Source organism: Enterobacter sp. UPMP2060 (genome assembly GCF_053709655.1).
Genome location: NZ_JBSKJQ010000002.1, coordinates 686461 through 699040, shown reverse-complemented (window position 1 = coordinate 699040; position 12580 = coordinate 686461). Strand labels below are relative to the sequence as shown.

The following is a 12580-nucleotide window of genomic DNA, read 5'->3' as shown; positions in this document are numbered from 1 at the left end:
AAAAGTTCTCCAAAAATCGCGCCTTCTCAGGCTGCGTTAATTACAAATTCTTCAATCGCCTGCCGGTTGCTCCACGACTTGGTCAGTGCGGCGGCATCCGCCGCATTCACCCAGCGGTAGGTCAGGTGTTCGGTAAACACGATCTCCCGTTCATGGGGGAGCGCGAGACAGAACCACGACTCCGTATTGCGCTCGGTACCCGGCGCGTAGCGATGACGTAAATGGCTAAAAATTTCAAACTCCACCGTGCGCTGGCAGTCCTTCAGGGTCAGTTGCTCGCGGGCAACGTCAATGGTGACCTCTTCCTTTACTTCGCGCGCGGCGGCCTGCGACGCGGTTTCCCCCTCTTCCAGACTGCCGGTAACCGACTGCCAGAAATCAGGGTCATCGCGCCGCTGCAACATCAGCACCCGCTTCGTGTCTTCTGCATAAATGACCACCAGGACCGAAACGGGAAGCTTATATGCCATATCAGTTTTTCTCTTCCTTCTTCACCACTTCAATGCCCAGTTCGGCCAGAGAGGCCGGGTTGGCAAAGCTTGGCGCTTCGGTCATCAGACACGCTGCGGCAGTGGTTTTCGGGAAGGCAATAACATCACGAATGTTATCGGTGCCGGTCAGCAGCATGGTCAGTCGGTCAAGACCGAAGGCCAGGCCCGCGTGCGGCGGCGTACCGTATTTCAGGGCGTCCAGCAGGAAGCCAAACTTCTCGCGCTGCTCCTGCTCGTTGATGCCCAGAATGCCGAACACGGTCTGCTGCATTTCACCGCTGTGAATACGCACGGAACCGCCGCCCACTTCGTAGCCGTTGATCACCATGTCATAAGCGTTCGCGACCGCATCTTCCGGTGCCGCTTTCAGCTCTGCCGCCGTCATGTCTTTTGGCGAGGTGAACGGGTGGTGCATTGCGGTCAGGCCGCCTTCACCGTCGTCTTCAAACATTGGGAAGTCGATAACCCACAGCGGCGCCCATTTGTTTTCGTCGGTCAGGCTCAGGTCTTTGCCAAGCTTCAGACGCAACGCGCCCATCGCATCCGCCACGACTTTCTTGTTGTCTGCGCCGAAGAAGATCATGTCGCCGTCCTGCGCGCCGGTGCGCTCAAGGATCGCTTCCACGATGTCCGCGTTCAGGAATTTCGCTACCGGGCTGGTGATGCCTTCCAGACCTTTCGCACGCTCGGTCACTTTAATATAGGCCAGACCTTTCGCGCCGTAGATCTTGATGAAGTTGCCGTAGTCGTCGATCTGCTTGCGGCTCAGTGCCGCACCGCCCGGTACACGCAGCGCTGCTACGCGGCCTTTAGGATCGTTAGCCGGGCCAGCGAAGACGGCAAACTCAACGCCTTTCACCAGGTCTGCTACGTCCACCAGCTCCATCGGGTTACGCAGGTCTGGTTTGTCAGAGCCGTAACGACGCTCGGCTTCAGCGAAGGTCATGATAGGGAAATCGCCCAGCTCAACGCCTTTCACGTCGTTCCACAGGCTACGCACCAGGGCTTCCATCACTTCACGCACCTGCTCGGCAGTCATGAAGGAGGTTTCCACGTCGATCTGGGTAAATTCTGGCTGGCGGTCAGCGCGCAGGTCTTCGTCGCGGAAGCATTTCACGATCTGATAGTAGCGATCGAAGCCGGACATCATCAGCAGCTGTTTGAACAGCTGCGGAGACTGCGGCAGCGCGTAGAATTTGCCTTTATGAACGCGGGATGGGACCAGGTAATCGCGCGCGCCTTCCGGCGTGGCTTTGGTCAGCATCGGGGTTTCGATGTCGAGGAAACCGTGGTCATCCATAAAGCGACGCACCAGGCTGGTGATTTTCGCACGGGTTTTCAGGCGCTGAGCCATTTCCGGACGACGCAGATCCAGGTAGCGGTATTTCAGACGCGCTTCTTCAGTGTTGACGTGGTTGGAGTCCAGCGGCAGCGCTTCTGCACGGTTGATGATCACCAGATCGGACGCAAGCACTTCGATGGCGCCCGTTGCCATGTCGGCGTTGACGTTTTTCTCGTCACGCGCGCGCACGGTGCCGGTAACCTGAATGCAGAACTCATTACGCAGCTCAGAGGCCAGCTTCAACGCATCTGCGCGATCCGGGTCGAAGAACACCTGGACGATACCTTCGCGGTCGCGCATATCGATGAAGATAAGGCTACCAAGATCACGACGACGATTGACCCAACCACACAGGGTGACCTGCTGTCCGACGTGGGACTGACGCAGCTGCCCGCAATATTCTGTACGCATGAGATATCCCTTAATTAGCCGCAGGCTAAATGTCGCCTGGTATGCAGGCTACTATGTCGCAGCTTTCTGTATGTCACAACTGGATGAAAAAAGGCGGCTATTATACTGGAAATTCCGCCGGACGATAAGAGCGAACCACGGCCAGGCGGTCGTTTGCTGCACTCTTATTGCGCATTCTCACAAAAATTAACAAAATTATCCGCCCAGGAACAGGCCATCACGTCGTATGGTGTCTGGAAGTGATTCATTTAACGGGAGTAACGATGTTAACACTTGATGCCAGTAAAACCGCACTTGTCGTGATTGATTTACAGGAAGGCATTCTGCCCTTCGCCGGCGGCCCGCATACCGCGGATGATGTGGTCAGCCGCGCAGCTCGCCTGGCGGAAACATGTCGTGCCAGCGGTGCGCCTGTTGTCATGGTGCGCGTCGGCTGGTCCGCTGATTACGCTGAAGCGTTAAAACAGCCCGTTGATGCCCAGGTTCCAGCACGCGCCCTGCCTGAAAACTGGTGGACGTACCCGGCCGCACTCGGCAAACGCGACAGCGACATCGAAGTGACCAAACGCCAGTGGGGGGCATTTTACGGTACCGATCTCGAGCTGCAGCTCCGCCGTCGCGGCATCGACACCATCATCCTGTGCGGCATTTCCACCAACATCGGCGTGGAGTCAACCGCCCGCAACGCGTGGGAGCTGGGCTTTAACCTAGTGATCGCGGAAGATGCCTGCAGCGCGGCCTCCGCGGAACAGCACCAGGGCAGCATGACCCATATCTTCCCGCGTATCGGCCGCGTGCGCAGCACGGATGAGATTGTCAGCGCGCTATGATGTACGTGGGCCTGCCCCAGTGGTCGCACCCGAAATGGGTGCGCCTTGGCATCACCAGCCTTGAGGAGTATGCCCGGCACTTCAACTGTGTCGAGGGTAACACCACCCTGTATGCGCTCCCTAAAGCCGAGATTGTTACGCGCTGGCGGGAACAAACGACCGACGACTTCCGCTTCTGCTTTAAGTTTCCGGCCACCATTTCCCACCAGGCCGCGCTGCGCAACTGCGGGGATTTGACCGAAGAGTTTTTTACGCGCATGTCGCCGCTGGCGAACCGCATCGGTCAGCACTGGATCCAGCTGCCCGCCACGTTTGGCCCGCGCGATTTACCTGCGCTCTGGCAGTTCCTGGATGCCCTGCCCCGTGAATTCGCCTACGGCGTTGAAGTCAGGCATCCTGAATTTTTTGCGAAGGGCGAAGCAGAAAAAGCGCTCAATCGCGGCCTGCTTGAGCGTTCCGTTAACCGGGTGATCCTCGATAGCCGGCCGGTGCACAGCGCTGTCCCCCATAGCGAAGCCATCGTTGAAGCTCAGCGTAAAAAACCCAAAGTGCCGGTCCACGCCATCGTGACCGCGCATAACCCAATGGTCAGGTTTATCGGCAGCGATAACATGCAGCAAAATCAGGCGATGTTCGCCGTCTGGCTGCAAACGTTAGCGAAGTGGGAACACACCACCACGCCGTATCTCTTTTTGCACACGCCGGATATCGCCCAGGCGCCCGAACTGGTCGATGCTCTGTGGCAGGCCTTGCAGGCTGCGGTGCCGTCCGTGGGCAGCGCCCCTTCCATCCCACAACAATCTTCTCTTTTCTGATATCACCCCCTATCATAGTGAAGTGCCATCTGCCAAAAACAGGGAGTTTGTATGGTCAGCGCGCTGTATGCGGTGTTAGGTGCATTACTGCTGATTAAGTTTTCATTTGATGTTGTGCGCCTCAGAACGCTGTACCGCGTCTCTTACGGTGACGGCGGGTTTTCCGAGCTACAAAGCGCTATCCGCATTCACGGCAATGCGGTCGAATACATCCCCGCAGCCTTAATCCTGCTGCTTTTTATGGAGATGAATGGCGCAGAAACCTGGATGGTGCACATCTGTGGCCTGCTTCTTATTGCTGGCCGCCTGATGCACTATTATGGTTTTCACCACCGCTTAATCCGCTGGCGTCGTTCCGGCATGAGCGCGACCTGGTGTTCGCTTTTGCTGATGGTGCTGGCTAACCTGTGGTATATGCCGTGGGAGTTGGTTTTCTCCCTCCATTAGCGCACAATACGCCACTTTATTTTTCCCGGATTTTTACGTTATGTCAGATCGCGACACGCTTTTTTCCGCGCCTATCGCCAGCCTGGGCGACTGGACCTTCGATGAACGGGTAGCCGAAGTCTTCCCGGATATGATCCAGCGCTCTGTTCCCGGTTATTCCAATATTATCTCTATGATCGGCATGCTGGCTGAGCGCTTCGTTCAACCCGGCACGCAGGTCTATGACCTGGGCTGCTCGCTCGGCGCGGCAACGCTGTCGGTTCGTCGTAACGTTCACCACGAAGGCTGTCGAATCATTGCCGTCGATAACTCCCCGGCCATGGTTGAGCGCTGCCGTCGCCACATTGACGCGTATAAAGCCCCTGTTCCGGTCGACGTGGTGGAAGGCGATATCCGCGAGATTGAGATCCATAACGCGTCGATGGTGGTGCTGAATTTCACCCTGCAGTTCCTGGTGCCTGAAGACCGTCAGCTGCTGCTGGACAAAATTTATCAAGGGCTGAATCCCGGCGGCGCGCTGGTGCTCTCGGAGAAATTCAGCTTCGAAGATGCCGAGGTTGGCGAACTGCTGTTCAATATGCACCACGATTTCAAACGGGCGAACGGCTACAGCGAGCTGGAGATCAGCCAGAAGCGCAGCATGCTCGAAAACGTGATGCTGACGGATTCCGTAGAAACCCACAAAGCGCGTCTGAGCAAAGCCGGTTTTGAGCACAGCGAACTGTGGTTCCAGTGCTTTAACTTTGGCTCTCTGGTGGCGCTGAAAGCGGGAGAATCCGCATGATCGAATTCAGCAACTTCTATCAGCTGATTGCCAAAAACCAGCTTTCCCACTGGCTGGAAACCTTGCCCGCGCAGATTGCCGCCTGGCAGCGCGATCAGCAGCACGGCCTGTTAAAGCAGTGGTCAAACGCGGTGGAGTATCTGCCCGAACTGACCCCACATCGTCTGGATCTTCTGCACAGCGTAACCGCCGAGAGTGAAGAGCCGCTCCCGGCCGGGCAGATCAACCGCATCGAAACGCTGATGCGTAACCTGATGCCGTGGCGCAAAGGGCCGTTTTCACTTTACGGCGTGAACATCAATACCGAATGGCGCTCGGACTGGAAATGGGATCGCGTGCTGCCCCACCTTTCCGACCTGACCGGACGTACCATTCTGGACGTGGGCTGCGGCAGCGGTTATCACATGTGGCGCATGATTGGCGCGGGGGCGCATCTGGCGGTAGGTATTGACCCGATGCAGCTGTTCCTGTGCCAGTTTGAAGCGGTGCGTAAGCTGCTGGGTAACGACCAGCGCGCGCACCTGCTGCCGCTGGGCATTGAACAACTCCCTGCCCTGAAAGCCTTTGATACCGTCTTCTCCATGGGCGTGCTGTACCACCGTCGTTCCCCGCTTGAACACCTGTGGCAGCTGAAGGATCAGCTGGTCAGCGGCGGCGAGCTGGTGCTGGAAACGCTGGTGATTGAAGGCGATGAACATGCCGTTCTGGTGCCGGGCGATCGCTACGCGCAGATGCGCAACGTTTACTTCATCCCTTCCGCGCTGGCGCTGAAGAACTGGCTGGAGAAGTGCGGGTTTGTGGATGTGCGGATTGCCGACGTCAGCGTGACCTCAATTGAGGAACAGCGCCGCACCGACTGGATGATCACCGAATCGCTGGAGCAGTTCCTCGACCCGGCCGACCACAGCAAAACCATCGAAGGCTATCCAGCCCCGATGCGTGCGGTGTTGATTGCGACCAAGCCGTAGTTTTCCCCTCACCCGGCCCTCTCCCCATAGGGGCGAGGGAGAAAAACCGCACCGAGCCGTCCCCTCTCCCCTATGGGGAGAGGGTTAGGGTGAGGGGATAAAAAAAGGCCCCTGTTGAAATTGCAGGGGCCTGGTACAAGCAAGCATCATATTGGGCGACATGATGCGCGGTAAAAATCGGTACGTTGCTACACGTGATGGCGCTCAATCAGCGACTTCATTTCCGCAACCGACTCTCCCTCTACGCCATAGCGTGAATACTCATCCGCTTCAGCATCCGTCGACATTGACAATCCTGTATTGCGATAACGCATGGGCGAAGGTATCCATTTACCCGCGGAGCTGTGCAGCTCTTCTACCCCTGCGTTTAAAAACCGTTCCAGATTGCTGGCGCGGACTCCCGCACCCGCCATTATTATTGGAACACCGGAATGTGCTTTTAGTTCCGTAATTAATTGCAGTCCTTTTTCAGCTGACGCCTGCTGACCCGATGTCAGGATGCGCGCCACGCCAAGTTCTCCAAGCGTTTCAAAGGCCTGAAGCGGATCTTTACACATATCAAATGCGCGATGAAAAGTGACGGCCAGCCCCTGCGCGGCGCTCATAATCTGACGCATGCGCGGTATATCGATATTGCCGTCTTCATCCAGCTGGCCGGTCACCAGCCCTGGAAACCCCAGGTCCCGAACGAGTGCGATATCATCAAGCATGGCACTGAACTCGCCCGCCGTGTAACAAAAATCACCGCCGCGCGGACGAATAATCGGGTGAACGGGAATGGTGACGGCCTGACGGGCAGACTTCAACACGCCGTAAGACGGCGTCAGCCCGCCCTCTTTGGGTGCCGCGCACAGTTCAATGCGGTCAGCCCCGTGCTTTTGCGCGGTCACGGCACACTCCACGCTGTAACAACAAATCTCCAGCAGCGCCATTTAATCCTCCTGAAATTCCACTAAACGAAACATCCTGACACGCCGTCCGTTTTCAGTCCCGGCGTGAACTCACATCTCTTACGCTTCGCTGGCAACGATCTGCTCAATGGTCCACGGATGAAACTTCACCGTGACCTGTCCGTCAGTGACGGCCAGCGTCGGGTTAGGTAACCGCTCGCGCTCGCCTTTGGGTGAACTCGTCTTCACAAAAATCCCCGGCTTGCTTAAGCCTTCGTCGGAAAGGAGGGCCAGCGCGCGCGCGTTCAACGTTTCCGGCTCACCCGGCAGGACTATTTCGATATGCTCCCAGCCTTCGTGCGGATAGCGTTTCTCGCCCGGCCACGGCAGCTCAACCACGCTGAATTGCCAGTGCGCCACGTTCACCGGTTCATGCAGTTTGAACAGGCAAATGGGGCGACCATTGATGATGTTCTCGGAGAGCAACTCGCCGCACCGTTCGAACCCGCGACGCCAGCGCTCGGCCGTGGCATTCTGATGACAGCGCAAAGAGATGTGATCGGCCTCAAGCGGCGCGATATCCAGACCAAGACGGGTGGCAAGTTCTGTGAACGCCTGGGTGAAGCGCGGTAAATCTGCGGAAATATCATGCAGTTCGTCAATGGATTGCCAGTTCGCCATAAGTCACTCTCTTTTCATGTCGCAAAGCCGCTAATTTACTCTGTTGCCCTGTTTTGACCAACCGCAGAATCCGGCTTTTTGCGACTGCATGATTATGCACACCTTCACCGCCTGGATTCTGAGCAATCTTCAGGCCCCGCAATGCTGACGCCAGAGGGCATTTGCAGTATACTCCCGCCCTAAATTCTTTAACTGGCGCGGGCGGTTGTAAGCCCGCATCAAAAACGTAAGGTATCCAGGTGAATATTCAGGCTCTTCTCTCCGAAAAAGTCAGTCAGGCACTGATTGCCGCAGGCGCACCTGCGGATTGCGAACCGCAGGTTCGTCAGTCAGCAAAAGTACAGTTTGGCGACTATCAGGCTAATGGCGTGATGGCAGTGGCTAAAAAACTGGGCATGCCGCCGCGACAGCTCGCTGAGCAGGTACTGACGCATCTGGATCTTTCCGGCATTGCCAGCAAAACCGAAATCGCCGGTCCGGGCTTTATCAACATCTTCCTTGAGCCTGCATTCCTGGCAAGCCACGTTGACGCGGCCCTGAAATCTGACCGTCTGGGCGTTTCCCAGCCGGATGCGCAGACCGTCGTGATCGACTACTCTGCGCCGAACGTGGCGAAAGAGATGCACGTTGGCCACCTGCGCTCCACCATCATTGGTGATGCCGCGGTGCGCACGCTCGAGTTCCTCGGTCACAAGGTGATCCGCGCGAACCACGTGGGCGACTGGGGTACCCAGTTCGGCATGCTGATTGCTTACCTGGAAAAACAGCAGCAGGAAAACGCGGGTGAAATGGCGCTGGCGGACCTGGAAGGGTTCTACCGCGAAGCCAAAAAACACTACGACGAAGACGAAGCCTTTGCCGAGCGCGCGCGCAGCTACGTGGTTAAACTGCAGGGCGGCGACCAATACTTCCTCGAGATGTGGCGCAAGCTTGTCGACATCACCATGTCGCAGAACCAGCTGACCTATAACCGTCTGAACGTTACCCTGACCCGTGACGACGTGATGGGCGAAAGCCTCTATAACCCAATGCTGCCCGGCATTGTGGCTGACCTGAAAGCGAAAAACCTGGCGGTAGAGAGCGAAGGCGCAACGGTGGTGTTCCTTGATGAGTATAAAAACAAGGAAGGTGAACCGATGGGCGTGATCATCCAGAAAAAGGATGGCGGCTACCTCTACACCACCACAGACATCGCCTGCGCGAAATACCGTTACGAGACGCTGCATGCTGACCGCGTGCTGTACTACATCGACTCCCGTCAGCACCAGCACCTGATGCAGGCGTGGACCATCGTGCGTAAAGCCGGTTACGTGCCGGATTGCGTTCCGCTGGAACACCACATGTTCGGCATGATGCTGGGTAAAGACGGCAAGCCGTTCAAAACCCGTGCGGGCGGTACCGTGAAGCTGTCCGACCTGCTGGACGAAGCGCTGGAACGCGCTCGCCGTCTGGTGGCCGAAAAGAACCCGGACATGTCTGCCGATGAGCTGGAAAAACTGGCCAACGCCGTGGGTATCGGTGCGGTGAAATACGCGGATCTCTCCAAGAACCGTACCACCGACTATATCTTCGACTGGGATAACATGCTGGCGTTTGAAGGCAACACGGCGCCTTACATGCAGTATGCCTACACCCGCGTGCTCTCGGTGTTCCGTAAGGCGAACATTGATGAAAACGTACTGGCGAATGCGACAGTGACCATCACGGAAGATCGTGAAGCACAGCTGGCAGCGCGCCTGCTGCAGTTTGAAGAGACGCTGACGGTTGTCGCGCGTGACGGCACGCCGCACGTGATGTGTGCTTACCTGTACGATCTGGCGGGTCTGTTCTCTGGCTTCTACGAGCACTGCCCTATTCTGTCTGCGGAAAACGAATCGGTCCGCAACAGCCGCCTGAAGCTGGCGCAGCTCACGGCGAAGACCCTGAAGCTGGGTCTGGATACCCTGGGTATCGAAACCGTAGAACGCATGTAATACAAAAAACCCGGCGCAAGCCGGGTTTTGTTTTGTAGCCCCGGTAAGCGCAGCGCCACCGGGGATATCCGCAGGTTCAAAAGTATTTCCGCAAATACTCCGTCAGACACAGTATCGCCATCGCCTGTCCGTACGGCATCGACGTCAGCGGGATCTGGCGATAAAACTCAAGATCGCTGCCCATGCCCGTGCCGAACGACGTTTGCAACAGCTCGCCTTCCGGCGAAATATTTTTGACGATACCGCGAATCGCTTTTTCTGCCACTTCGGCATACTCCGCGCCAACGTAGCGCTTGCGCACGGCTTTCAGAATACCGTAGGCAAACCCTGCCGTGGCGGACGCCTCAAGATAAGAATGTGGATCGTCGAGCAGCGTATGCCAGAGCCCGCTGTCGTCCTGATATTTCGCCAGCGCGGCAATCTGCGCATTCAGTACCTGCACCAGGTAGCGGCGCACGGCGCTGTTTTCCGGCAGATCCACAAGCTCAAGGAAGTCCGGGATCGCGATGGTGAGCCAGCTGTTGCCGCGCGCCCAGCGGGCACGGGCGAAGTTATGGTTGCCGTCGTAGCTCCAGCCGTGGAACCACAGCCCGGTCTCCCGGTCCATCAGGTTCTGCACGTGCAGCAGGAACTGATACACCGCCTCTTCAACGTATTCCGGTTTGTTGAGCAGCTTGCCGATTTTCGCCAGCGGCAGCACCGTCATCATCAGCGTGTCATCCCACATCTGTTGATGGTTTTCTTCCGCCAGGGTGATGTGCTGCATCCCGCCGTGTTGCGTGCGCGGCATCTCGGCCATCGCCCATTCCGCCCAGCTTTCCAGCCACGGCAGCCAGGCCTGATTTTTGGTCTCTTCGTAGCGATAAGCCAGCGTCAGGAACGGCGACATGGTATTCACGTTTTTGGTGGTCGCGCCTTCCGCAAAGCGGTCAGCAAACCAGCTGTCGATGATGTCTCGCATACCTTTGTCGCCGGTCTGGCAGTAATATTGCCAGATACCGTACAGGCCAACGCCGTGCGTCCACTCCCATCCGGCCCAGCCTTTAGTGTCGATCACGCGCCCGTCGTCCAGCCGCAGCAAAAATTCACCCGTTTTGTCGTGGATATTGATCAGGCTATGCGTCACCTTTTGAATCAGCGATTTCAGTTCGTCCCGGGCGATAAAGCGCTCTGGCTGACGTAATAACGGGCTATGTTTGACAGGCCAAACTTTCATCATCTTAACCTCTGTTGTATGTCGAATTCAGTACCGCGCGATCCTTCAGCGAGGGTGCCGCTGGCTTATTGCGATTCAGATAACCGATGTTGTTATTGCCCCAGAGTGACTCATAAGGCATACCGGCCAGCATCTCGACGGTGGCGCGGGCGTGTGGCGTCGCTGACTCAGGCATCGCATGACCACACTCACGCATTTTCGCGGTCTCCTCGCGCAGCGTGCTGTGGGTCTGCAAATTGAGCCTGAAGCGCAGGGAAACGAGGAAGCCGCAGAACAGGACCAGGATGGTGCCCACGCTCAGGATCGTCAAAATGGTGTGGCTCACTTCCGCAGGCTGTACTTTCTGACCGCTGACAAAGCCGGACATCTGCATCACGATACCCACCAGCATCACCGCACCGGCCTGTGACGCCTTACGGGTCAGGGTCATGATGCCCGCGAAGATCCCTTCGCGGCGCTGGCCGGTGATCGCTTCATCCACGTCAGCAATGTAGGTATAGGTGTTCCACGGCACATAGTTGATACCGCCGCGACCGAGACCGGCAACCGCTGAGATCAGCAACAGCAGAGCGTAGACGTCGCTCAGGCCCGCGTAATAGAGCATGGCGTAAGAGAGAGACGCCAGACCAAACAGCACCACGACCATGCGGTAGGACGGTGCAGGCCCGAAACGGATGCACAGCGGGATCATGGCGATAACCGCAAAGAACTGGAAAATAGCCATCGTGCCCAGCAGATTGGACGCCATTGACGCTTCCTGCATCAGCACGAACACCACGTAGTAGGTGAATACCGCATTAAACACGTCCTGCGCGATATAGCCGCCAAGGTACATGCCCAGATGCTGACGGAAAATCTTGATGCGCAGCGTGGAGCTTAACTCAACGATCAGGCGGTTGAGGCTCTGCCCCAGCGTCAGCTTCTTCTTCTCTTCTTCAGCACGCAGCGCCGCTTCTGACCACTCTTCGCGCGGGCGTTCCCAGGTAAAGAACCAGACGAAGATTAGCATCAGGGCGCAGAGCAAGGAGAAGACCAGGCTTGCGTAGAAGAAGGAGATCGCGTTTTCTTTCCCGAAGTGGGTTAACAGGATCCCCGGCAGGAAGGAGGCCAGAATGGCGGACATCTGCGCCATTGAGATACGCGCCCCGGAGAACTTGGTTTTCTGTTTAAAGTCATCGGTCATTTCCGGTACCAGCGTTTCGTACGGCACCAGAATCATGGTGTAGACAATATCAAACACCAGATAGGTCAGCAGGTAGTACCAGAAGCTCATGTCCCCAACCCACATCAGCGAGTAGCTGAACACGCACGGAATCCCCAGCAGGATAAAAAACTTACGACGGCCGAAGCGCTTACCGAGCCAGGTTGTCCCAAAGTTATCGGTTAAAAAGCCCATTAACGGGCTAACGACGGCATCCAGTACCCTTGCAGCGGCAAAGATAAACGTTGCTTCGATCGGTGAGAGCCCGCAGAAGGTGGTATAAAAATATAAAAGCCAGGCCGCCGTCAGGGCGGTGGTACCCGCCCCGAGGAAATCGCCTGACCCGTAAGCGAGATAATTTGCGAGCCCAATTTTACGTGTTCTCATTGCCGTCACCCCTAATCAGTTTTGGGAGACTCCCTGCAAGCAAGCGTCTTCCGGGAGCTTTTAGACGGCTACAGTAAATGCATCGACCGGTTGATACCTTTCTGTTTCTGCCATCACTAAGAGGGTCAATGGCAATAATGCAAA

The 12580-nt window shown here is 56.8% G+C and carries 12 protein-coding genes; 6 read left to right on the top strand and 6 right to left on the bottom strand.

Going from position 1 to position 12580, the window contains the following annotated elements; genetic code table 11:
- Positions 1-26: 26 nt before the first annotated feature.
- Entirely contained in the window at positions 27-470 is a 444-nt protein-coding gene (gene nudB, locus ACWKXN_RS08750; protein ID WP_033145850.1) for a dihydroneopterin triphosphate diphosphatase, read from the bottom strand.
- Between the two features lies 1 nt (position 471).
- Positions 472-2244 (bottom strand): aspartate--tRNA ligase, encoded by a 1773-nt coding sequence (gene aspS / locus ACWKXN_RS08745; RefSeq protein ID WP_023312238.1) that lies wholly within the window; start codon positions 2242-2244, stop codon positions 472-474.
- Positions 2245-2507: 263 nt separating this feature from the next.
- On the opposite strand from aspS, the gene ACWKXN_RS08740 reads away from it, so the two are divergent.
- From ACWKXN_RS08740 to cmoB, 5 genes are read left to right on the top strand one after another with little or no spacing between them, the layout of a single operon-like run.
- Entirely contained in the window at positions 2508-3074 is a 567-nt protein-coding gene (locus ACWKXN_RS08740) for a hydrolase (protein WP_045887971.1), read from the top strand.
- Positions 3071-3889 carry a DUF72 domain-containing protein gene (locus ACWKXN_RS08735; protein WP_454543641.1) on the top strand — a complete coding sequence of 273 codons (819 nt, stop codon included), beginning with the start codon at positions 3071-3073 and terminating at the stop codon, positions 3887-3889. Before ACWKXN_RS08740 ends, ACWKXN_RS08735 begins: the two co-directional genes overlap by 4 nt.
- Positions 3890-3940: 51 nt before the next feature.
- Positions 3941-4336, top strand: a complete 396-nt coding sequence (locus ACWKXN_RS08730; protein ID WP_021240443.1) for an MAPEG family protein — start codon at positions 3941-3943, stop codon at positions 4334-4336.
- A gap of 40 nt (positions 4337-4376) precedes the next feature.
- Positions 4377-5120: a carboxy-S-adenosyl-L-methionine synthase CmoA gene (cmoA, locus tag ACWKXN_RS08725; protein ID WP_182072476.1), complete on the top strand. Its 744-nt coding sequence runs from the start codon at positions 4377-4379 to the stop codon at positions 5118-5120.
- Positions 5117-6088, top strand: a complete 972-nt coding sequence (cmoB, locus tag ACWKXN_RS08720) for a tRNA 5-methoxyuridine(34)/uridine 5-oxyacetic acid(34) synthase CmoB (protein ID WP_039263658.1) — start codon at positions 5117-5119, stop codon at positions 6086-6088. Before cmoA ends, cmoB begins: the two co-directional genes overlap by 4 nt.
- Before the next feature lie 188 nt (positions 6089-6276).
- Here cmoB and cutC read toward each other — a convergent pair whose 3' ends face one another.
- Positions 6277-7020 (bottom strand): copper homeostasis protein CutC, encoded by a 744-nt coding sequence (gene cutC, locus ACWKXN_RS08715; protein WP_454543640.1) that lies wholly within the window; start codon positions 7018-7020, stop codon positions 6277-6279.
- Between the two features lie 78 nt (positions 7021-7098).
- Positions 7099-7659 (bottom strand): VOC family protein, encoded by a 561-nt coding sequence (locus tag ACWKXN_RS08710; RefSeq protein WP_033145857.1) that lies wholly within the window; start codon positions 7657-7659, stop codon positions 7099-7101.
- A 239-nt stretch (positions 7660-7898) separates the two neighbouring features.
- On the opposite strand from ACWKXN_RS08710, the gene argS reads away from it, so the two are divergent.
- Entirely contained in the window at positions 7899-9632 is a 1734-nt protein-coding gene (argS, locus tag ACWKXN_RS08705) for an arginine--tRNA ligase (RefSeq protein WP_262770477.1), read from the top strand.
- Between the two features lie 76 nt (positions 9633-9708).
- Here the strand turns inward: argS and bglB are convergent, their stop codons facing one another.
- Together bglB and ACWKXN_RS08695 are read right to left on the bottom strand one after the other, a co-directional pair.
- The gene (bglB, locus tag ACWKXN_RS08700; protein WP_454543660.1) at positions 9709-10848 is read right to left on the bottom strand and encodes a beta-galactosidase BglB; all 1140 of its coding nucleotides are present in this window, start codon (positions 10846-10848) and stop codon (positions 9709-9711) included.
- Positions 10849-10852: 4 nt separating this feature from the next.
- A complete protein-coding gene (locus ACWKXN_RS08695; protein WP_240608925.1) occupies positions 10853-12436 on the bottom strand; it encodes an MFS transporter in 1584 nt (527 codons plus the stop codon).
- Positions 12437-12580 lie beyond the last annotated feature (144 nt).